The 21229-nt window shown below is 59.0% G+C and carries 26 protein-coding genes; 8 read left to right on the plus strand and 18 right to left on the minus strand.

Annotation, left to right across the window (positions count from 1 at the left end; translation table 11 throughout):
* Positions 1–45 precede the first annotated feature (45 nt).
* Positions 46–234, plus strand: a complete 189-nt coding sequence (locus DXH95_RS09760) for a hypothetical protein (RefSeq protein WP_115549138.1) — start codon at positions 46–48, stop codon at positions 232–234.
* Positions 235–261: 27 nt separating this feature from the next.
* Here DXH95_RS09760 and DXH95_RS09765 read toward each other — a convergent pair whose 3' ends face one another.
* The 6 genes from DXH95_RS09765 to glmU form a co-directional block, all read right to left on the minus strand.
* Positions 262–1080, minus strand: a complete 819-nt coding sequence (locus tag DXH95_RS09765; RefSeq protein ID WP_115549139.1) for a division plane positioning ATPase MipZ — start codon at positions 1078–1080, stop codon at positions 262–264.
* 244 nt (positions 1081–1324) lie between these two features.
* Positions 1325–2929 (minus strand): flavin-containing monooxygenase, encoded by a 1605-nt coding sequence (locus DXH95_RS09775; protein WP_115549141.1) that lies wholly within the window; start codon positions 2927–2929, stop codon positions 1325–1327.
* Between the two features lie 96 nt (positions 2930–3025).
* Complete coding sequence (glmS, locus tag DXH95_RS09780; RefSeq protein WP_115549142.1) at positions 3026–4849, minus strand: glutamine--fructose-6-phosphate transaminase (isomerizing); 1824 nt, start codon at positions 4847–4849, stop codon at positions 3026–3028.
* Complete coding sequence (locus DXH95_RS09785) at positions 4850–5233, minus strand: type II toxin-antitoxin system VapC family toxin (protein ID WP_115549143.1); 384 nt, start codon at positions 5231–5233, stop codon at positions 4850–4852.
* Complete coding sequence (locus DXH95_RS09790) at positions 5230–5502, minus strand: ribbon-helix-helix domain-containing protein (RefSeq protein ID WP_115549144.1); 273 nt, start codon at positions 5500–5502, stop codon at positions 5230–5232. The genes DXH95_RS09785 and DXH95_RS09790 overlap by 4 nt, the downstream gene beginning before the upstream one ends.
* Before the next feature lie 382 nt (positions 5503–5884).
* Positions 5885–7231 carry a bifunctional UDP-N-acetylglucosamine diphosphorylase/glucosamine-1-phosphate N-acetyltransferase GlmU gene (gene glmU / locus DXH95_RS09795; protein WP_115549145.1) on the minus strand — a complete coding sequence of 449 codons (1347 nt, stop codon included), beginning with the start codon at positions 7229–7231 and terminating at the stop codon, positions 5885–5887.
* A 150-nt stretch (positions 7232–7381) separates the two neighbouring features.
* Between glmU and DXH95_RS09800 the strand changes: the two genes are divergently transcribed.
* Together DXH95_RS09800 and DXH95_RS09805 are read left to right on the plus strand one after the other, a co-directional pair.
* The gene (locus tag DXH95_RS09800; RefSeq protein ID WP_115549146.1) at positions 7382–8065 is read left to right on the plus strand and encodes an HAD family hydrolase; all 684 of its coding nucleotides are present in this window, start codon (positions 7382–7384) and stop codon (positions 8063–8065) included.
* Positions 8062–8556, plus strand: a complete 495-nt coding sequence (locus tag DXH95_RS09805; RefSeq protein ID WP_115549147.1) for a hypothetical protein — start codon at positions 8062–8064, stop codon at positions 8554–8556. Before DXH95_RS09800 ends, DXH95_RS09805 begins: the two co-directional genes overlap by 4 nt.
* Here DXH95_RS09805 and DXH95_RS09810 read toward each other — a convergent pair.
* The 5 genes from DXH95_RS09810 to DXH95_RS09830 all read right to left on the minus strand — a co-directional run bounded on the left by DXH95_RS09810 (position 8553) and on the right by DXH95_RS09830 (position 12617).
* Entirely contained in the window at positions 8553–9563 is a 1011-nt protein-coding gene (locus tag DXH95_RS09810; RefSeq protein WP_115549148.1) for a nucleotidyltransferase domain-containing protein, read from the minus strand. The two genes, DXH95_RS09805 and DXH95_RS09810, sit on opposite strands and share 4 nt — an antisense overlap.
* Positions 9560–10414: an HprK-related kinase A gene (locus tag DXH95_RS09815; RefSeq protein ID WP_115549149.1), complete on the minus strand. Its 855-nt coding sequence runs from the start codon at positions 10412–10414 to the stop codon at positions 9560–9562. Before DXH95_RS09815 ends, DXH95_RS09810 begins: the two co-directional genes overlap by 4 nt.
* Entirely contained in the window at positions 10407–10703 is a 297-nt protein-coding gene (locus DXH95_RS09820) for an HPr-rel-A system PqqD family peptide chaperone (protein WP_239016622.1), read from the minus strand. Before DXH95_RS09820 ends, DXH95_RS09815 begins: the two co-directional genes overlap by 8 nt.
* Positions 10704–10747: 44 nt before the next feature.
* Complete coding sequence (locus DXH95_RS09825; protein ID WP_115549151.1) at positions 10748–11149, minus strand: hypothetical protein; 402 nt, start codon at positions 11147–11149, stop codon at positions 10748–10750.
* A 106-nt stretch (positions 11150–11255) separates the two neighbouring features.
* Positions 11256–12617 carry an OprO/OprP family phosphate-selective porin gene (locus tag DXH95_RS09830; RefSeq protein WP_115549152.1) on the minus strand — a complete coding sequence of 454 codons (1362 nt, stop codon included), beginning with the start codon at positions 12615–12617 and terminating at the stop codon, positions 11256–11258.
* 216 nt (positions 12618–12833) lie between these two features.
* On the opposite strand from DXH95_RS09830, the gene DXH95_RS09835 reads away from it, so the two are divergent.
* Complete coding sequence (locus tag DXH95_RS09835; protein WP_115549517.1) at positions 12834–13739, plus strand: SDR family NAD(P)-dependent oxidoreductase; 906 nt, start codon at positions 12834–12836, stop codon at positions 13737–13739.
* On the opposite strand, the gene DXH95_RS09840 is transcribed toward DXH95_RS09835, so the two are convergent.
* Entirely contained in the window at positions 13736–14305 is a 570-nt protein-coding gene (locus DXH95_RS09840; protein ID WP_115549153.1) for a TetR/AcrR family transcriptional regulator, read from the minus strand. The genes DXH95_RS09835 and DXH95_RS09840 overlap by 4 nt on opposite strands.
* Before the next feature lie 63 nt (positions 14306–14368).
* On the opposite strand from DXH95_RS09840, the gene DXH95_RS09845 reads away from it, so the two are divergent.
* From DXH95_RS09845 to DXH95_RS09855, 3 genes are read left to right on the plus strand one after another with little or no spacing between them, the layout of a single operon-like run.
* The gene (locus DXH95_RS09845; RefSeq protein WP_115549154.1) at positions 14369–14728 is read left to right on the plus strand and encodes a c-type cytochrome; all 360 of its coding nucleotides are present in this window, start codon (positions 14369–14371) and stop codon (positions 14726–14728) included.
* The gene (locus tag DXH95_RS09850; protein WP_115549155.1) at positions 14725–16122 is read left to right on the plus strand and encodes a D-arabinono-1,4-lactone oxidase; all 1398 of its coding nucleotides are present in this window, start codon (positions 14725–14727) and stop codon (positions 16120–16122) included. The genes DXH95_RS09845 and DXH95_RS09850 overlap by 4 nt, the downstream gene beginning before the upstream one ends.
* Entirely contained in the window at positions 16119–17369 is a 1251-nt protein-coding gene (locus DXH95_RS09855) for an alanine racemase (RefSeq protein ID WP_115549156.1), read from the plus strand. Before DXH95_RS09850 ends, DXH95_RS09855 begins: the two co-directional genes overlap by 4 nt.
* 47 nt (positions 17370–17416) lie before the next feature.
* Here the strand turns inward: DXH95_RS09855 and DXH95_RS09860 are convergent, their stop codons facing one another.
* The 3 genes from DXH95_RS09860 to epsC form a co-directional block, all read right to left on the minus strand.
* On the minus strand, positions 17417–17719 hold the full coding sequence (locus DXH95_RS09860; protein ID WP_239016600.1) for a GIY-YIG nuclease family protein: 303 nt from the start codon (positions 17717–17719) through the stop codon (positions 17417–17419).
* 86 nt (positions 17720–17805) lie between these two features.
* Positions 17806–18153 carry a DUF2794 domain-containing protein gene (locus tag DXH95_RS09865; protein ID WP_115549157.1) on the minus strand — a complete coding sequence of 116 codons (348 nt, stop codon included), beginning with the start codon at positions 18151–18153 and terminating at the stop codon, positions 17806–17808.
* Entirely contained in the window at positions 18150–18866 is a 717-nt protein-coding gene (gene epsC / locus DXH95_RS09870) for a serine O-acetyltransferase EpsC (protein WP_115549158.1), read from the minus strand. The genes DXH95_RS09865 and epsC overlap by 4 nt, the downstream gene beginning before the upstream one ends.
* 185 nt (positions 18867–19051) lie before the next feature.
* Between epsC and DXH95_RS09875 the strand changes: the two genes are divergently transcribed.
* Positions 19052–19957 (plus strand): hydrogen peroxide-inducible genes activator, encoded by a 906-nt coding sequence (locus tag DXH95_RS09875; RefSeq protein ID WP_115549519.1) that lies wholly within the window; start codon positions 19052–19054, stop codon positions 19955–19957.
* Here the strand turns inward: DXH95_RS09875 and DXH95_RS09880 are convergent.
* From DXH95_RS09880 to pgsA, 3 genes are read right to left on the minus strand one after another with little or no spacing between them, the layout of a single operon-like run.
* Positions 19954–20391, minus strand: a complete 438-nt coding sequence (locus tag DXH95_RS09880) for a molybdenum cofactor biosynthesis protein MoaE (RefSeq protein ID WP_115549159.1) — start codon at positions 20389–20391, stop codon at positions 19954–19956. The genes DXH95_RS09875 and DXH95_RS09880 overlap by 4 nt on opposite strands.
* Positions 20388–20639 carry a molybdopterin converting factor subunit 1 gene (gene moaD / locus DXH95_RS09885; RefSeq protein WP_338061704.1) on the minus strand — a complete coding sequence of 84 codons (252 nt, stop codon included), beginning with the start codon at positions 20637–20639 and terminating at the stop codon, positions 20388–20390. Before moaD ends, DXH95_RS09880 begins: the two co-directional genes overlap by 4 nt.
* A gap of 2 nt (positions 20640–20641) precedes the next feature.
* A complete protein-coding gene (gene pgsA, locus DXH95_RS09890) occupies positions 20642–21214 on the minus strand; it encodes a CDP-diacylglycerol--glycerol-3-phosphate 3-phosphatidyltransferase (protein ID WP_115549161.1) in 573 nt (190 codons plus the stop codon).
* Positions 21215–21229: the final 15 nt, after the last annotated feature.

The raw sequence follows: 21229 nt of genomic DNA on the forward strand, positions 1-21229 counted from the left end.
AAGACACTTCGTGCCTAAAGCCTCCATAGTCAGGAGTCTTTTTGCATGAAATTCATTACCCTCAAGTCACGCGGCGGCAATTATCTGGTGGTGGCATCAAATATCGCCTGGTTGCGCACGGCAGAAAACGGCCAGACCCAGATTGGTATTGTCGGTGGCGCACCGTTGTTGGTCACAGGAACGATTGAAGAGACGGCTGCTGTCATATTGGCTGAAGCCGGCGGGTCTGCCTGAACAGACAATCGCTGGACGTCATTTTGGCTAGGGCACCTGAGCAGGTGCAATCGCCTTGTTCAACGCTGCACTGGGTAATTTGAGTGCGCGCAGCATCGCCCATATTTCTTCACGGGCATTATGCTGCGGCTTGCCCAGTTCGGGGATCGCCTCAAGATCGAACAGCGTCAGCCCCATCGGGAACAGCTCGCGATAGGTAACGCGCTCGCGCAGGCCCGGAACGATGCGGAATCCCGCCACGGGGGCGATCTTCTCAAGAGCATCAAGCACCTTGCGTTCATTCTTCGTGGCAAAATTGCGCGACCGGTTTTGCATAACCACCCAGTCGAGCGCCTTGGGACGGATCGCCATCCCCGGTTCCTTAAGATGTTCGACCAACCGCGCAAAATTGCCGAGCGTTCGCAGTTCACCAGTGCGCGGGTCGATGCGGCCGAGCATGTCGAGGTCGATGAAACTGTCATTCACCGGCGTGATGATCGTATCCGCCATGAAGATCGCCTTGCGCGCAATTGGTGAATCATGCCCGCCGACATCGATGATGATGAAGTCATGGTGGATGCGCGCCATGCGCAGCTTTTCCTCCAGCTCATTCTCATTCTGCTGGGCGAGCAAAATCTGTTCCGGCCCGGGCAATTTCACGCCAAATTCGCGCTCGCTTTCCTGCCTTGCCCAAAGCGCATGGTGCAACGTCAACTGGCGTAGATCGACGTCGAGCGCGGCAACGCTTTCCCCCGCATTGCACAGCGCAATGCAGGTGTGGAAGGCACTGGTCGATTTGCCTACCCCGCCCTTTTCATTGGCAAAAACGATAATGTGCCCGCGCTGGCCACCGACCGGATATTTCATCCATGAAGGTGTTTCCTGCGCCTGTTGGGGAAATGCAGGCGCGCTATCAAATGACCGATAAGCGGGCGCCGGTGACAGCGGTGCGGGTGGCCACTGGCTGTCATCGAACGCGCGCGGCGAAGGCAATGCCTGCCGCTTCGGCTTTCGTCGGAAAAGGCGCGCTAAGAATCCCAATAGCCAATACCTCCAGAAGCCGCGGTGATGGCGAAAAGCGCGCCTGCTTTCAAGGCCGTTGGAGCAGCCCCTATTCCGCCAGCTTCAGCTTGAACCCCATATAGGCGTTGGCCGCCACCGCAGCGCACAGATCGCGATAGGCCCCGACACCACCGGCATAGGGCATGAAGACGCGCGGTTTACCCGGGATGTTCGCGCCCAGATACCAGCTATTGGCAAAGTTATAGACGGTGTAGTGCGACACTTCGTTGACATGTTCGACCCAGAATTCCTGCGCATGCGCGGTCGGCTCAATCTCAACCATCATATTGTCGCGCATGAAGATGAATAGGTCGGCGAGCCATTCGACGTGCTGCTCGATCGACACCACCATGTTCGAAAGCACCGACGGGCTACCTGGGCCGGTAATCGTGAACAGGTTGGGGAAACCGGAAACCATCAGGCCCAGATAGGTCTTGGGCCCCTCCGCCCAGCTATCGACCAACGTGCGCCCCTCGCGGCCCTTGATGTCCATGCGCGTCAGAGCGCCGGTCATCGCATCGAAACCGATGGCGAAAATAATCGCATCGATTTCATATTCCTTCTCGCTTGTGGCGACGCCTTTTTCGGTGATCGTATCGAGCGGGGTTTCGTTAAGGTCGATCAGTTCGACATTGGGGCGGTTGAAATTCTGGTAATAGCCTGTGTCGACGCAAAGGCGCTTGGCGCCAAATGGATAGCTTTTAGGCGTAAGCTTTTCCGCCACTTTCGGATCACGAACGATCTCGCGGATTTTCTCGGCGGCAAATTCGGCGATAAGGGCGTTGGCATCAGGATTGGCCGACTGGTCAGCAAACGCCCCCAATATGGCAAAGCCACCTTCGGCCCAGCGCTCCTCATAGACCTTGCGTCGTTCATTGTCGCCGGTTTCCACAGCCTTTTGTTCGTTCGCTACGGACGACATGAAGCCGCCCAGCGTCTGCCGCTGCGCCATCCGGTTTTCTGCACGGTTGGCGAGCCAGTTTTTGCGCACCTCCGGATTGGCCGGTCCGTTATGCGCCGGAACGCTGTAATTGGGGGTGCGCTGGAACACATAAAGCTGCCCCACTTGCCCGGCGATCTCGGTGATCGACTGGATGGAAGAGGAGCCGGTGCCGATAACCGCCACACGCTTTCCCGAAAGGTCGACGCCTTCATGCGGCCAACGTCCGGTGTGGTATGTCGGCCCGGTAAAACGCTCCTGCCCCGGGAAATTGGGCTCATTCGGCACCGAAAGGCAGCCCGTTGCCGATACGCAGAAGCGCGCATGGACGCTCTCGCCATTTTCCGTATCGACGCGCCACAGATGGTTTGCGGCATCATAATGCGCTGATTTCACGCGTGCATTGAACTGGATGTCGCGGCGCAGATCAAAGCGGTCGGCGACATGGTTCAGATACCGCAGGATTTCCGGCTGGCTGGCATAACGCTCTGTCCAGACCCATTCCTCTTCGAGCTCCGGGCTGAAGGAGAAGCTATATTCCTGGCTCTCGATATCGACCCGCGCGCCTGGATAGCGGTTCCAATACCAGGTTCCGCCAACATCATGCCCTGCCTCAAAAACCTTGGCCGAAAGCCCGACTTCGCGCAGCTTGTGCAGCATATACATGCCCGCCATGCCGGCACCGATGATGATGACGTCGTAATCGTATTTCATGTGCTTCCTCTCCCCATGATCCAGCCGCGTTGCGAACAACGCGACAGAATCACCCGGCAGGATACACAAAATAGACGGATGCCAAAGGGGTAGTTGCTACTCGACCGTCACCGACTTCGCCAAGTTCCGCGGCTGGTCGACATCGGTGCCCTTGGCACAGGCCACATGATAGGCGAGGAGTTGCACTGGCACCGCGTATACCAGCGGCGCAATCAACGGATGGACGTGGGGCATCTCAATCGTGGCGAGGCAGCCTTCGCCGGCTTCGGCCAGCCCTTCGGCGTCCGAAATCAGCACAATCTTGCCACCGCGGGCGCGGACTTCCTGCATGTTGCTGACGGTTTTTTCGAACAGCGGGCCTGATGGGGCGAGGACGATCACCGGCACCGCCTCATCAATCAGCGCAATAGGTCCGTGCTTCATTTCACCCGAAGCATAGCCTTCGGCGTGGATATAGCTGATTTCCTTAAGCTTCAGCGCCCCTTCGAGCGCGAGCGGATAATCAGGGCCGCGGCCGAGATACAGCACATCGCGCGCCGGGGCGATCAAGTGCGCCATGGCAGCGATATCTTCGTCATGTGCCAAAGCGGCGTTGAGCGCAGCGGGAGCCTCAATCAGATGGCGGACGATCTCACGTTCTTCTTCAGCCGATAGCTTGCCCTTCACCAGCGCGAGGTGCGCGGCGAGTGCGGCGAGCACCGCAAGCTGGCAAGTGAAGGCCTTGGTCGAAGCAACACCGATTTCCGGCCCGGCATGGGTGGGGAGCAGCAGGTCGGCCTCACGCGCCATGCTCGACGTCGGCACATTGACGACGACCGCGATGGTCTGGCCATTTTCCTTGCAATGCTTGAGCGCGGCGAGTGTATCGGCCGTCTCGCCCGATTGCGAGATGAAGAGGGCAAGGCCGCCCTCTTCCAGCACCGGATCGCGGTAACGGAACTCGCTGGCGACATCGATGTCGACCGGCACACGGGCAAATGTTTCGAACCAATATTTGGCCACCATACCTGCGTAGAAACTGGTGCCGCAGGCGACAATCGTGATGCGCTTCACACCAGCCAGATCGAAATCCATCTGCGGCAGCGCGACGGTCTGTTCGAGCGGGCGGATATAGGAAGAGAGCGTCTGCGCAACCACGGTGGGCTGCTCGAAAATCTCTTTCTGCATATAATGGCGGTAATTGCCCTTTTCGATCGCAGCTGCCGACACACCGCTGGTGGTGATTTCGCGCTGGACCGGATTATTGTTCTTGTCAAAAATCTGCGCGCCTTCGCGGTAGACGATGACCCAATCACCTTCCTCCAGATAGGCGATCTTCTGCGTCAGCGGCGCGAGCGCCAGCGCGTCCGAACCCAGATAGGTTTCGCCGTCTCCATAGCCGACGACCAACGGGCTACCGAGCCGCGCGCCGATCAGGAAATCCGGATTTTTGCGGAAGGCGATGGCGAGCGCAAAGGCCCCGCGCAGTTGCGGCAGCACTGCCTTCACCGCCTCGGTCGGTGATTGCCCTGCCTCGATCTGTTCGCTGACCAGATGCGCGACGACCTCGGTATCGGTTTCACTTTCAAAGGTGCGGCCACGCGCCGTGAGGGCATCGCGCAGCGGCTTGAAATTCTCGATTATGCCATTGTGCACAAGCGCGACTTCGCCCGTCGCATGTGGGTGCGCGTTGCTGGTGGTCGGCGCGCCATGCGTGGCCCAGCGGGTGTGCGCGATGCCGATATTGCCCGGCGCGGGGTTGCCGGCGAGTTCCTTGACCAGGTTATTGAGCTTCCCCTCCGCACGGCGGCGGATCAACTGGCCATCAAGCACCGTGCAGACCCCGGCACTATCATAGCCGCGATACTCCATCCGCCTCAGTCCGTCGACCAGACGGTCTGCCACTGGTTCCTTGCCGACGATGCCAATAATGCCGCACATTTATCTTGTATCCTTTGGTGCTTTGTAGGGAACACGGATTCCAGGCATTTCAGCAGGGAAATCCTTCGTATTTCTTGTAACCAATATCCGGCCTGAAACCTGCGCCGACGCCAGAATGATCGCATCGGGCGATTTCAGCGATTTGCGCTGATGCCTTAATGCTGCTGCGCGGCGACCGATTTCCTCGTCGATTTCGCACATCGCGAACAGGCGAAGAAACTCTTCGGTTTCTTTCGTCGCGTCGTCAGGAACACCAGACATCACCTCAATCCATGTCATCCGGCTGATCCATGCACGGGTTACACTGCGCACCTCGGCCCATGCTGCGGGCCGGTTGTGCAGCATGTCGATGACGATGTTTGTGTCGAAGAAACGCTCGCTCACGCGGCTTTTGATTTCTTTTTGGGTGGCGTCAAATCCCCGACACCGGGCCATTCGCCGCGAAGTTTGCGTTCATATTCGAGGCCATCGACGGTCGATCCATGACGTTCCCACAGCCCGAAATATTTCTCAAACCCTTCCTTACCGCTCGCCTCCAGATAATTGGAGACAGCCTCGCGCAAAACAGCCGCGCGCGATTTACCTTCGCGCTTGGCGATTTCATCCAGCTTGCGAACATCTTCGGCCGGGACGTCTACGAGGAATCTACCCATGATGATATACTGATATCATATCATGATATCATGTCAAGGAATTTTCCGAATATCGTTTTGTATCGTGCCAATTTATGTTGGCGGGTATCATCAGTGTAGGCAGCAGGTCGATAGCTCAACTTATCGCCGTCAACCGACACCATTCCGATGAACGGCGCGCTAAGGTCTAACGGAACAGTTGACCTTAGGACTGGATCGATTGAATAGACACGAAAACCGCCTCCGATCCAACGTGAAGCCAAAAAATGGTTCTGCGTCGCCAGTACTGGTGGGTTATAGCGACCCGGGACTGTCCAATCCCCAAAACTCAAAATGCCCGTCTCAGGACCACCTTGTCCAATCTCTTTAAGATCAGACCATCTCGCTTCGTCGGTCGCTTCGCTCACCTCTTCTCGGCTTTCTTCTTCCGCATCGCATCGTGGAAGCGATCTGCCCACCCCGGCTTGACCAATTGCTCGGCGCGGACCATGCGGAGGTCGCCGTCGGCGACGTCGCGTGAAACTGCACTGCCCGCGGCGACAATCGCGTCACGGCCGATCTTCACGGGGGCAATCAGGGCGCTGTTGGAGCCGATAAACGCCCCCTCGCCGATCTCGGTCTTATATTTGAAATAGCCGTCATAATTGCAGGTGATCGTGCCCGCGCCGATATTCGCCTTCGCGCCGATTTCGGCGTCACCCAGATAGGTCAAATGATTTGCTTTGGCACCTTTGCCCAGATGCGCTTTCTTGGTTTCGACGAAATTGCCGATCTTCGCCTTTTCCTCCAGCACCGTGCCGGGGCGGAGCCGGGCGAAGGGGCCGACTTCACAGCCTTCGCCGATTACTGCACCCTCGATATGGCTGTTCGCACGGATCTTCACATTATCGGCCACGCGCACGCCGGGGCCGAAAAACACATTGGGTTCAATCAGCACATCGCGGCCAAGCTGCGTGTCATAGGAAAACCAGACAGTCTCCGGCGCTATCAGGCTGGCGCCATCGGCCATCGCCTGCACGCGACGGCGCTTCTGCCATTCGGCCTCCATCGCCGCCAGTTCGCCGCGGCTGTTGATGCCGGTCACATCATAGGGATCCGTCTTGACCACATGGCAATGCCGCCCATCCTGCACCGCGATATTGACGATATCGACGAGATAATATTCGCCCGCCGCATTGTTGTTGGTGACGCGTGCGAGCAGCGCAAACAGGTCTTTTGATCGCACCGCCATTAGCCCTGAATTGCACAGCTTGGTCTGGCGCTGTTTTTCGGTCGCATCCTTATGTTCGACCATCCATTCGATGCGGTCGCCGGTCGCGACGATGCGACCATATTGCAGCGTGTCTTCGGGTTCAAATCCGAGTACGACGACCTCCGGATTGTCATCGCTGTGCAGCCGATCAATCATCGCCTGCATCGTCGATGTCGGTACGAAGGGCACGTCGCCATAAAGGATCAGCACATCGCCGTCGAAGTCCTTGAGCGCGCTCTCCGCCTGCTGCACGGCATGGCCGGTGCCCAGTTGCGGTTCCTGCACAACCGTTTCCGCGCTATCGCCCAGCGCATCGCGAAGTTGATCCGCCTTGTCGCCCACGACGACAACCTTTTTGGCCGGCTCCAGCGCGTCGACACTCGCCATTAGGTGCATCAGCATCGGGCGGCCCGCTATCGGGTGCAGCACCTTGTGCAGATCGGATTTCATGCGGGTTCCCTTACCCGCGGCGAGGATGATTGCGGCGATGTTGCTCATAGGCGCAGGCTTTAGAAGCAAATGGTTGCAGTTTCCAGAATTTGCATACACATCTGCAACTTCAATTTACACCGAAGCCCTGAGCCTGTCGAAGGGCGTCTCGCCGGACGGATATGCGTCCTTCGACAAGCTCAGGACTACGGTTATTAAATGACCCGCCCATTCCCATTCGACATTGTCGGCTTCGATCTTGATGGCACGCTGCTCGATACCAGCATCGAACTTGCCGCCTCGCTAAATCATGCGCTGGGAAGCATCGGGCGGCCGCCCATTGCGACCGATGGCGTCAAAGCGCTGGTCGGCATGGGCACGCGCCACATGCTGACTTTGGGGTTGCAACAATCGGGCGAAGCAGAGGGAGAGACGATCCGCGCGCTCCACCCCGTGCTGATCGACCATTATCGCGCCAATCTGGGCAGCAATTGCCCGCCCTTCCCCGGCTTGGTCGACGCCATTGACCAGTTGCAGGCGATGGATGTGAAACTCGCCGTCGTGACCAACAAATTCGAAAGCCTCGCGGTCCAACTGCTCGGCAATGTCGGGCTGGCAGAGCGGTTCGTCACCATCATCGGCGGCGACACGATGGGGAAAGGCAATGGCAAGCCCAAGCCCGATCCCATCCACGAAATGATTGCGCGCTGCGGCGGTGGCCGGGCGGCCTATGTTGGCGACTCTATCCACGATGTGCATGCTTCGCGCGCGGCGGGCATTCCGAGCGTTGCGGTGGCCTTCGGCTTCCTCAGCCAGCCTGCGGAGGAATTGGGCGCCGACGCGGTAATCAACCATTATGATGAGCTAATCGAGAATTTAGAGCTTTTGGGAGCAATCCGATGACAAATGCGCGGAGGTCACTTTGGATCTTATTAGCAACAATTGCCTTTACTTCCCCCGTTCATGCGGATTGGAAAGGTACATCATGGGGGCAACAACCTTCGGACGTTGAGAGAATCATCGGTGCAAAAGCCAAGAGCATCAGACCGAGCATCAAGGATCGCGAAGGAGTTGGGAAGCTAGGCAATACCTACTTTTTTGTAGATGGCAGCACCAAATCTACGGCAAATTTTTATTATGACGACCGAGGTTTGAAGAGCATCGAAATTACTTCAAAGTCATCAAAGTGCAACGATGTATTTTCTAATTTAACAAAGATTTATGGAAAACACATACGGCACAGCAATCAAACCATTTTGCACCTGTTTATCTGGCATGATGTTGAGCAACACAATCGCATTCGATTGCTTGTAATTGGCTCCGGTAGTCAATGCTCAACCTATTACGAGCGCTTGGCAGACTATGAAGAGATAGACAAATCGAGCACCAATTAGTTTCGGCGCCATTTCGTCCATAAATGCTGCGCCAGCATCAGTGGCGGCATGCGCAGCCAATGCGAGCGAATGTAGAAAATCAGCCGGATGAATTTGCGGGTCGAACGGCCCCAGCCGTCGCGGGCAGTCAATCGCGCAACATACCATTTATCCTGCCGGTGCCAGCCGGCCCAATCCGTCGGGATTTCGGTTCCATAAAGCTGGTGCGCAAGCCGGACGGCGCGTTCGACCGGTTCGGAGAGCTGGTGGCGCGCCGCACGCTCGCGCAGTTGCGCCCAGAATTCAGGGCTGGAAAATTCGCTCAAAAGGCAATGGATGTCCCAGAGATTTCTGAGCCCCCCCGCCAAATCGCCATCGGCAAAGAGGTGAGCGGCGCTGTGGCAAATCATATCGGCGTTTGAGAGCACGTAAAGCCCGGAACCAATCTGTCGTGCTTCTACCAACATCCCGTCAGCATCCGGCCTTCGCCTTGCGGTCAGTGGCAGGATGGTGTGGTGCACATCGATCATCCGGTCGCGTTCCTTGTGGATCAGCGGCGGCAGTTCGTGCATGTGGTCGCGGTAGTAAGCATCGTCATAAGGGTCAGGCTTCACCCATTCCCAACCGGCGGCGAGCAATCCCTGCTCAACCTCTGGCAAATCTTTGCGAGCAACCAAAATGTCGAGATCGCCGATATGTCGCCCCCCGCCAGCATTCAGACCAGCCGCGACATAGGCCGTGCCCTTCAGAAGCACGACCTTGCCTTCATAGCCGGTCAAAGCGCGCCGGGCAGAGTCCGCTTCCCACAAAGCTGAGCGGCGCTGATAGTCGGCATTGATGTGCGCTTCTGCAAGGATTTCTGCGACCTTTGAAGGAACCGATTCAGATTTGAGTCGCTCTGCAAGCGTTCCAACCAACTGTTCGGTACGCGCCATCGAGAGCAATTCGGTCCAGCCCTGTGCATCCAGATCGCGTGTCGTCGCGGGATCGCGGAGCGCATCGACCAGCAATATGGCGTCGCGGCTCATGCCAGCCGCTCCCACAGCTTTTCGACCAGCGCGATGGCCTCTTCGCCCGACTGATAATCGATCGCGCGCGATGGCACCGACCTGACGAAGCCGGTCAAAGTGGTGAAGCCCGCCTCGCCCAGCGCGACATAGTTGGTCGACGCTTGCGTCAGCCGCATGAAGGTCTCGCCCGGCGCCACCTCGCGCACCGCACCGGGATAGCCATAACGCGGAAAGAGCAGCAATGCAGAGGTGCCACTCTGCCCCATCCGCGCAATGGCATCCGACGGCGGAACCATGTGGCGGATATCGCCTTTGGGCGTTCCCGCCAGCAGTGGCCCAAAGCGACCGTCGGGCTGCGCTAATAGCATCGCAGCAATCGCGCTATTCTTCAGGCTGATAAGACGCGGGAACGGCACCGCATCCCCCGTCATCGGATCAAGCAGTACAAATTCGTCGCCCAGAAACCGCCAGCCTTGTGACCCCAGCAAGGCCGACAGTGTCGATTTCCCCGATCCCGACTGGCCGGTCATCACCAGCACCCGTCCGTCGCGCTCAACCGCGCTGGCGTGCAGCAACAAATGCCGTCGCCAACCGAGCGCCATTTGCAGGTTCATCGCCATCTCGGCAGCGAGCAATCCCTGCTCCAGCGGCAACGGCGCTGCATCGGGCAGCATATAATCGCCACCGATGGCAACCGACGGTCGCAGCCACCTCCGCAGCCAGCCGGTAGGCTCCAGCCGCACAGTGAAGTCGGTGAAATCGGGCTGCGGATAGTCGCGGTAAAGCTCCACCATTTGGTCGATAGGTGCCCGCCATGCCGAACCGATCCTGAAGGCTGCAGGCCCCACCTGAACGCGAAACTCATGCATTGCTGCTGCGCTCCACCAGCCCAAGCTCGGCAAGTTCCTCCAGCCGTTCGGTGATCAAGGCGACCGCATCATCCTGCCCGCCCAGTTCAAAACTGGCCGCCAATCGCGACGCCAGCATTGCGACACTAACCGCATCACTACCCATCGCTTCGAGCATCTGCGGTACTGGCTCGCCGACCAAATGCGTGATGCCAGAACGCCGCTGATAAATCAGCGTCATCATGTCGAGCGGTTCGACAATGCGGGCGTCGGCGGGTTCTGCCAAATAAAGGGTTTCGGAATTGGCCACGGCCAAGGCCTAATACAGCCGCGTTAAAATTCAATCGGCAAGGATCAGCGCGGCATCTGCAGCGAGGCGAAACAGGTAAACCCGCTCTGCCCGGCCTGCAGGCGGCGGATGTAATTCACATAGGCCTGGCTCTGCTCATAGGTCGTTCCCGGCAGCGTCTGGCCCGAAAGCGCACGCTTCACTTCTTCACCGCTGAATTTCTGGCCTGTGGCAACGAAGGAGCCCGGGGTATCGGGCGCGACCAGATTTCCCGTTGCGTCGATATTCATCCCCGTGCCGTGCGGCCCCGGAACCGGAATTTCGCAGTTGAGGACCGAACCCGCGGTCTGGGCAAGCGCGGGACGCACCGACACCACCGTCGCAACACCCGCGGCACCCAGCATCAACGCACGACGACGCGTCGGCATCTGGATCGGGTCGTTCTTTTCGGGTGTATCGCCGCTCATACCAAGCCCTTAGCAATATCGGCGCAGGAATCCACTGCTCGAATTGTAAAGGCTGCCCCGCGTCTTGGAACGGGACAGCCTGCATTCAAAGGTTAAACGCAGTGCATCAGAAATCGATCTGCGCGCGCATCCCGAAAACGTCCGCCGAATAATCGCCGTCACCGCCTGCAAGGACAGCCGCGTCGGTCAATTCAAGGTGGCCGTAATTGGCCATGAAGCGCACATATTCGGTCGGGGTCCAGACTAGTGACAAGCCATAAGTCTGCTGTTTGCCGCCAACAATGACGTCGTCCGAAAGGTCGACCCAGTCATAGCGAGCGTTGACCTGAACCGCGCCGATACCGCCTTTGCCCAGCGGGTTAGAGGGTTTGGTCCGGTCGACCACGCCACCCTTATAGGCGAGTGAATCCTTGGTCAGGAAGTAACCGACTTCGGCATAACCACCATTGAAGGTCGGGTCGGCAAAGGCTCCGATCCGCTTGGCAGTCAGCCAGTGGCTTTCCGCACTTGCATGGAAACGGCCATTGCTCGCCAAGGCTTCAACGCCGAAACTGTCCTCACCGTTCGCCAGGAACCCGCGGGTATCGACGAAACGCGTGTCGGTGGTGCGGGTAAACGGGCGGGCGCGATAGCGCGCGGTGCTCGAAAAATCATTGAAACGGCGGCTGTGGCCCGATGCGCCGAGGTGCAACTGTGTATTTCCAAGCTTGGGCATGAACACGATGCGGCCGTCAAAGCTGCGGCTGTTGTTGGAGCCATCGCCATTGAGGTCAGCGGCATTGTCAGCGAAAATGCCGCCCTGCAGCAGCACATTTTTGCCTGCATAAGTCGCAGACAGGCCGACACGCCGTTCGAACCCGAAGGCACCATGATAAGCGGCACGCTCGTTGAAGCTGGTGAACAGGTCGCTCGTCAGCTCTTCCAGACCCCAGAAGGGCTTGTGCTGGCCAAGGGTTATCGTCAGTTCCTTATTCGCCTTGTATGTCAGGTACATGTCGGTCAGTTCAGCCGAACCGCTGCCGATATCGGCTTCGACGCGGTACCCGAAACCGCCGGGTATGGTGCCGTCGATACCGAATTGTGCACGGCGTACCCGCGCCGTGGTGCCAAGGCTGTTGGTCGCGATGGTGTCCGACGGGTTGATCGAAGCGGCGTCGATCTGAAGGCGACCGCGCGGCTTGAAGCTCCAACCGCCCTCACCCTTTATCTCGGGCGCGCCCTTCCAGGAAATTTCGGCAGCAGGCTTCTTTTCAGTGGCAGCGGCAGCCACCGGGGCGGGTGCAGGTGCAGGCGTCGCCGCTACCTTTTCAACCTTGGCCGACAGCTCGGCCAGTTGCGCTTTCAACGCGGCAACTTCGGCCCGCAGCACCTCCATCTCGGCGTCGTTCGATTGTGCGAGCGCCGGATTGGAAACCAACATGGCGGCTGTGGCGGCGCTGCCGAGCAGCAATTTGCGTGCGAATTTCATGTCGGTCCCTTTTCCTTCCCCGAATCACCGTGACAAAATGATTGCCAATTCGCGTCGTCTTTATGACGGCAATAAGTAGCTTTTGTTACAGTCACCAAATTCCACCGCTTTACGCTTGCGTAAACGTAAGGGTCGTGCCAATCCGCGCCCCGCAAATTCCCGGGGTTTGGAGTCGCTTTTCGGCGTCTGTGTACCCCTTAATTCTGGAGCATGAAAATGACCATCAACTTCAAGGATAAAGTCGCCATTGTGACCGGTGCGGGCGGCGGACTGGGCCGTGCCTATGCACTCGAACTCGCCAAGCGCGGGGCAAAGGTTGTCGTGAACGACCTCGGCGGATCACGCGACGGCACGGGCCATTCGGATGCCGCACTCAAAGTGGTTGAAGAAATCAAGGCGGCTGGCGGTGAAGCGATGTCGAATGGCGGCAGTGTCACCGAATATGAGCAGATGGTCGAAATGGTCGCCAAGGCGAAGGAAGCCTGGGGCGGCGTCCACATCCTGATCAACAATGCCGGCATCTTGCGCGACAAGAGCTTCACCAAGATGGAAATGGCCGACTGGAAACTGGTCGTCGACGTCCATCTCAACGGCTCGGCCAACTGCACCAAGGCGGTCTGGGATCTGATGCGCGAACAAAATTATGGCCGCATCCTGATGACTGCATCATCAACCGGCCTGTACGGCAATTTTGGCCAGACCAACTATGGCGCCGCCAAACTCGGCCTCGCCGGCTTCACCAAGTCGCTCTATCTTGAAGGCGCAAAGTACAACGTGAAATGCAACACGCTGGCCCCGATCGCGGCGACCCGCATGACCGAAGACATTCTGCCGCCCGCGGCTTTCGCAATGTTCGATCCGGTCAATGTCGTTCCGGCGGCTCTCTTCCTCGTTTCCGAAGATGCGCCTGCCAATGTTATCATGGGCGCAGGTGCGGGCTTCTTCCACACCGCCAACGTCACCATGACGCAGGGCGCGCTGCTGGAAGGTGACGATCTGTCGCCCGAAGGTGTGGCCGCAAACTTTGCCAAGATCAGCGACCGCACCGGCGAAATCGTTCCCCAGTCGGGTGGCGAACAGTCGATGCAGGCGATGAAGCTGCTGCAGGCAAAGGCTGGCTAAGCCAGCAAGGCCCGGATCGCCCGGGCCGCATCCTGCATGATTTCCCGGCTATCGAGCTCGGGTTCGTCGAAGACGAGTTCGATAGCCGCATAACCCAAATCGACCGCCAGCCGCGCACGGCGCTCCAAACTGGCTCGATCCTGCCGCGGCTCCAATGCCAGTGCACGCTGCACCAAAGCCTCTGCCAGCGTCCGATGCGACGCCAGCCGCACCTCGGCCAATTGCGGTACCGCGCGCAACATCCGCATCACCCATGGTCCGCCGGGGCTCTGCCGTGTCAGTTCGACATGGTCGAGCAATGACTTGGCGATAGTATCCTCCCCCTGCCCCGGCTCGAGCGGGACCAGCGCATTTTGCGCCTCCATCAACCGCATACCCAGCGCGGTGAGCAGGGCATATTTGTCATCGAAATAATGGTAGAGCGTCGGCGGTGTCACCCCTGCCCTTGCCGCCACCAAATTGGTGCTCACCCGCTCCACGCCGACTTCGGCTAACAGCTCGCCCGCCGCATCAAGCAGCTTTTCGAGCGTGGCGATCGATCGCTTCTGGAGAGGCTTCCGCGGCACAAAGACATCCTGCTTGACGAAATATAGTTATAGCTATATTTCTAGCTTTGGGAAGGGGAAAGCATGCGAAAAATTGCGCTGGCGATTCTGGCAATGCCACTTGCGGCCTGTGGCAGCGGAGAGCCCCCGCCCAAGCCGCTGAGCGAGGCGGAGAGCGCGATGCTGTCACCATCCGATCCGAAACTCGCCGAACTTTATGCGGGATCGTGCAAGGCATGCCATACCGTCAAAGACTCGCTCGCGCCGCTGACCGGCGACCGCAGCGTTTGGGATACACGCTGGACGCAGGGCGAAGACGTACTGCTTGCAGCTGCCATTCAGGGCAAGAAGGGCATGCCCGCCGGCGGCCAATGTTTCAGCTGCACACCTGATGACATGAAAGCCTTGATCCGCTTCATGGCTGGCCGGGAGGAAAAACAATGAAACTGGGCCGTCGCGCATTATTGGGAGGAGCCGGGTTGTTGGCGCTGGGCTTCGGCGGGCTGGCCGGACGCCGAATGTGGCTAAGCCGGGAGCCTGACCTGCCCGAACCCATTGATACAAAGGGTCGCGCGCTCTGGTCAAACTGGGCCGGAAATGAACATTCCTATCCCGTCGTCCGCGCTGCACCGGCCAATGAGGCCGAACTCGCCGCCCTGCTGCCCAAAGCGCAGACGCCGGTACGTCCCGTAGGCTCCGGCCACAGTTTTACCGCACTGGTCCCGACCGAAGGCACCTTGCTCTCTCTCGATCGGCTGAGCGGGCTTGTGCGGCACGATGCGGCGTCGATGACCGCGACTGTTCGCGCGGGTACGAAACTTTCCGCGCTCGGTCCGCTTCTCGCGGGCATCGGGCAGGAAATGCCCAACCTGCCCGATATCAACAAACAGACGCTGGCGGGTGCGTTGGCCACAGGCACGCATGGTACGGGCAAGGGCGTAAAGGCAATCCATGGCGAAGTGACCGCGATGCGGCTGGTTCTGCCCAATGGCGAAGTGGCGGAATGCAGCCGCGATGTGCGGCCCGAACTGTTCCATGCTGCTCGGGTATCGCTGGGTGCCTTTGGCGTGTTGAGCGAAGTCACCTTGCAGAACCGCCCGCTAGAACGGGTGAAGAAGGTCGTTTCGCTAGTCGACACCGACGACATGCTGCGCCAATGGCCTGCGCTCGCCGAAAAGCATCGCAACGCCGAATTTCTCGTCCTGCCCTTTACCGGCAAATCGGCGCTCATCACCCACGACACCACGACCGAACCGGTTACCCCGCGCGGGCCCGACGGCGATACCGATACGCTGATGGACCTTAAATCGCTGCGCGACCTGTTCGAATTTACGCCCGAGTTACGCCGAAAAGCGGCGCAATCTGCAATGGCGGATATCCCGCCCGACATCGCCATCGATGAAGGCTGGAAGCTGCTGTCAAACGAGCGACCGGTGCGTTTCAAGGAAATGGAATATCACCTGCCAATCGCCGAGCAAGTTGGCGTGCTGCGCGAAATCATCCGCCGGATCGAAAGCGACGCGCGCGGTGTGTTCTTCCCCATCGAAGCCCGCATCATCGCCCCAGACGATGCCTGGCTATCCCCTTTTTACGAACGCGAAAGCGGCTCGATAGCGGTGCACGCCTGGTACAAGGAAGACCATGACTGGATGTACAAGCTGGCCGAGCCCGTATTCCGCGAAGCTGGGGGGCGCCCGCATTGGGGCAAGCTGCACTCGCTCGGCGCGCAGGATTTCCAGCGGCTCTATCCGCAATTTGCCGAGGCGGATGCCGTTCGGCGTTCGGTCGATCCCGAAGGCCGGATGCTCAATCCGTTCCTGAAACGGATTTTCGGATGAAGCGCCGCACCTTCTTTATTGGCGGCGGTGCCTTGATAGCAGCGGGAGCGGGTGCAATGCTGCTGCGCCCGGCAGAGGAGGGAGCGATGCACAGCGACTATTTCAAAGGGCTTGCGGCCTCGCTCGGCCGTGCGGGCCTCAACCGCCCCACGCTGGTGATCGACCGCCAGCGCCTTGCCGCCAATGTCGCCGCGATCCGGCAAAGCGTCGACAAGGCTGGCCTGCCGTTACGCGTTGTTGCCAAGTCACTGCCGTCACCCAAGCTGCTCGACTTTGTCCTCGCTGGCATGGGCAGCAACCGGTTGATGGTGTTCAGCGCGGAAATGCTGCTGCAGTTGCTGCCGCAACGCGCCGACGCCAATTACCTGATGGGCAAGCCCCTCCCCGCCAGCGAATATGCGCGCGTGATCGATAAAGCGGGTAGCGCTGCCATCGCCAATGTGCAGTGGTTGATCGATACGCCGCTGCGCCTCTCCGAATATATCGAGGTGGCAAAGGCACGCGGGGTGCAGTTGAATGCCAGCCTTGAGATCGACGTCGGCCTCCATCGCGGCGGCTTTGCCGATCCGGCTATGCTTTCCGACACGGTCGGGGCCGCGAAAAAGGCCGGCGTAAAGCTCTCAGGCCTGATGGGTTATGACCCGCACGTCCCCAAAATGCCGAACCCGGACAAGACCTATGCGGCGACGCAGGCAGCCTATAAAAACGCTATCGGAATATTGAAGTCTGCCGACCTCGATATCAGCGCAATGACACTCAACGGCGCTGGCAGCCCGACCTTCCGCCGGCATTGCAAGGGAACCGTCGCCAATGAAGTTTCGGTCGGCTCCGCTTTCGTCAAACCCGGCGATTTCGACTATGACGATCTGGCCGACCTTACCCCGGCGGCGTTCATAGCCACACCCGTGCTCAAGGCCAGCAGCGACCAGCAACTACCCGGCCTTGAGCCACTATCAGGCGCACTACACTGGTGGGATCGCAACACCGAACGCGGGTTCTATATCCATGGCGGCCATTGGTTGGCAAAACCCGCATCGCCGGAAGGCCTGCAATATTCCAAGCTGTTCGGCCGCTCTTCCAATCAGGAATTGCTGACCGGATCGCGCAAGATCGACCTGAAACCCGGCGACACCATCTTCATGCGCCCTGATCAGAGCGAGGCGCTGTTCCTTCAGTTTGGGGATATTGGCGTGTATGATGGGGGCAAGATAGCCGAGTATTGGCCGACTTTGCCGGTGAGTGCTTAAGGGTTCCCGCGCAAGAAAACCGTAGCCCTGAGCCTGTCGAAGGGCGCCTATCGGTTCAAACCACGGCATCGGGCAAGCTCCGATATTCGCACCCAATCGCGCTGAATCAACGCTTCCTTCTTGGCCTTACTCCAGCCCTTGATCCGTTTTTCTGCGGCCTTAGCATCATCACGCGTCTGAAACGCATCGTTCCAAACGAGTTCGACGGGGCGACGCTTATAAGTATAGCCGCCACACGCACCGGATTTGTGCTCTGCCAATCGCCGTTCCATATCGTCAGTATGGCCGCAGTAAAAAGTGCCGTCCGAACATCGCAGCAAATAGCAGTGAAACATCCAGTCGCTGGTCATAGAGGTCAGCGTAAACCGCGAGCCGCCCTTCGACAAGCTCAGGGCTACGGTTTTGGGTGGTCCGCAAACTTGAACGTTAAGGGCTACTAACCCTCCACCAGCTTCAGCAATTTCCGTTCAACCGGCGCCAGCACCGGCACCAGTTCGTGTCCGCGTTTGAGCACCCCGCCGCCCTCACCGATCAGCGCCCACATGCCTTGCTTGTTGCGCAGCGAGGGGTCTTTGACGATGCGGTATTCGGGGCGTTCGGCGCTTCGTCGGAAGGCGGAGAAGATCGCGACATCGCGGCCAAGATCAATGGCGTAGTCGCGCCAGTTTCCCGCCGCAACCATGCGACCGTACAAATCCAAAATGCGGGTAAGTTCGTCACGCTCAAAGCCGACCTGCGCCGGATGGCGCGCTGAAACCGGAAAGGGCGTGATGATCGCGCTCAAGCCGGTTTGCTACCTCCACGCTTGCGTGCCGAACTTTTGGCCGCCGCAAGGGCATCGCGCTCTTCGAGCAGCACGGCGAGGCGCTTCTGCATCGTTTCCATTTCGCATTGCAGCAGTTCGAGTTTCTGCGTCGCCGGATCGAAGCGTTCGCTGCACGGCGTGCCATAGGGCACAAAATTCTGCGTTTCGGGCTTCACCTCGACCAAAGTCGGCTTGGCCGGAATGCCCACCATCGTCGCACCTTCGGGCACATCCTTGGTGACCACGGCATTGGCACCGATGCGGCTGTTTGCACCGACGGTCAACGGGCCCAGGATCGCCGCACCCAGACTGACAATCACATTGTCGCCCAAAGTCGGGTGGCGCTTGCCGCCTTGTCCGCTGGTCGGGTTGGTGCCGCCCAGCGTCGCCCCCTGATAGATGGTCACATTGTCACCGATCTCGGCGGTCTCGCCGATCACCACAAAGCCATGGTCGATGAAGAAATTCCGCCCGATTGTCGCGCCCGGGTGAATATCGATCGCTGTCAGGAAGCGGGAGATGTGGTTCACCAACCGCGCGAGGAAATACATCTCGCCCTTGAACAGCCAATGCGCGACACGGTGCATCCCGAGCGCCCATACGCCCGGATAGAGCAAAATCTCCCAGCGTGTACGCGGCGCCGGATCGCGTGCCTTGATCGAGTCGAGATATTCGACAAAATTTCCCAGCATGGCCTTTTACCTCCCGCAACCCGCAGTGCGGACTTCCTGTCCGCATTGGCCATTCGTTTGTTACGCCTGTAAAGTTAAGCGCTGATGCAAATAATTCCAGACCTGTTGACTTTGGTCAAAGGAAAAACATGGATTTTATCGGATATAGCGATTAATTAAGCCCGATTAATCGATTGGACCGCTATATGTCGACCTACCTGCCCACGCTGAAGCAGCTGCAATATCTGGTCGCGCTCGAAGAGCAGGGCCATTTCGGCAAGGCAGCCGATGCCTGCTATGTCACACAGTCGACATTGTCCGCAGGTATCCGCGAGCTCGAGTCGCTGCTCGGGCTGGTACTGGTCGAACGCACCCGGCGCGTTGTGCGCTTCACCCCTTTGGGCAAGAAAATGGTCGCCAAGGCGCACCGCATATTGCGCGAGGCAGAGGAACTGGCCGACATGGCGCGGGCCGCCGGTAAGCCACTGGCCGATGAGTTGCGGATGAGCGTGATCCCGACCATCGCCCCCTTCCTGCTTCCGCGCCTGCTGCCTGCACTGCGCAAGAAATATCCCGATCTCAAGCTCTATCTGCGCGAAGAAACCAGTGCAGCTGCGTGTGAGGCACTACACCGCGGGCAGGTCGATTGCGTGCTGCTGGCGCTGCCTTATGGTTGCGGCGATACCGAGCATGCCAAGCTATTCGACGACCGGCTGTTCGTCGCCTTTCCCAAGGGCGAACCCGATAATCCGCCCAGCACCATAGTACCTGAAATGATCGATGAATCGCGCCTGCTGCTGCTCGTCGACGGCCATTGCCTGAAGGATCACGCCCTCGCTGCCTGCAATCGCCCCGAACTGCGCGCGTCAGCAACGATGCTCGGCACCTCGCTGCATACGCTGATCCAGATGGTCGATAACGGCCTCGGCCAGACTTTGGTGCCCGAAATCGCGGTGAAAAACGGGCTGCTCAATGGCACCGAAGTCGAGGCCCGCCCGCTTGATGCCCCGCATGCCAGCCGCGAAATTGCGCTCGTTTGGCGGACCAACAGCCCGCGTCAGCCTGAATTCGAATTGCTCGCAGAAACGATGCGCGAATTGGTGCCCGCCTAACCCCAGCTATCGGCGCGGGCAGCATCGCTCGCTTTCGCCTCGACCCAATTGACCGCGTCGCCGCGATATTCCTTTTTCCAGAACGGAGCGTCGGTTTTCAGCCGGTCAATCAGGAAGGCACAGGCCTCCAACGCGGCTGTGCGATGCGGGGAAGCCGTTATGACAAGAACGATGGGTTCGCCTGTTTCCATCCGGCCGATGCGATGGATGATCGTGCATCCTGCAAGGGCCCAGCGTGTTTTGGCAGCCTCGCAAATGCTCACAAGACTGGCCTCGGTCATGCCCGGATAATGCTCAAGCTCGATTGCAGTCACGCCATCATCACCGCGCACAATGCCGGTGAATGTAGCCAACGCGCCGACGCCGGTACGCTCCAATGCCGCGCATTCAGCCGCGATATCGAATGCAACTTCTTGGATCGAAACGCGGATCATCCGCCAGTCACCGGCGGGAAAATGGCAAATTCGCTGGCCCCGGATATAGCCGCATCCGCCTTCACCATGCGCTGGTTTAGCGCAAAGCGCAGCTTGGAACGGTCAGCAAAGGCCTCGGCATGGTTGGGTGATTGCGTCGCCAGCCAATCAAGTGCCTCGGATACGCTCCGCACATTGGCCGGAAAATCGATATCCTCACTATCGCGGCCAAGCGCCTCACGAACGCGTGCGAAATAGACCAGCTTCATGGTCAATCCATATGCTTGATGCCGACGCGCAGATAATCCCAGCCGGTGATGATCGTGAGCACCGCCGCCACCCACAAAAGGCTGAGCGCGGCGGTTTTCAGCAATGCCCAGTCGGGTAACGCCCCGGCCAATATCAGCCCACCAAAGGCCACAAGCTGCGCGGTGGTTTTCCACTTGGCCAGTTGCGAGACCGGCACCGAAACCTGCAATCCGGCGAGAAATTCGCGCAAGCCCGACACCGTTATTTCGCGCAACAGGATGATCAACGCGGCAATCACATGCCAGCCATCGACATCGCGGGTGAAGACCAAAAGCAGGATGACCGCGCCGACCATGATCTTGTCGGCAATCGGATCGAGGAACACGCCCAGTTTTGAAACCGTCCCCTGTGTGCGCGCGACATAACCATCGAAATAATCGGTAATCCCCATCAGGCAATAGAGCGCGAAGGCGAACCAATAATCGATCGGTAACGGCTGCACGCTGTGCGGTTTGGTTCCCGGCCACAACAGGAAGACCAGAATTGGCACCGCGAAAATCCGCGAAAGCGTGAGGATATTGGGCAAGCTCAGCATGTCGTGGACGTCCTA

The organism is Sphingorhabdus pulchriflava (assembly GCF_003367235.1).
In the GTDB taxonomy this organism is placed as follows: Bacteria; Pseudomonadota; Alphaproteobacteria; order Sphingomonadales; family Sphingomonadaceae; genus Sphingorhabdus_B; species Sphingorhabdus_B pulchriflava.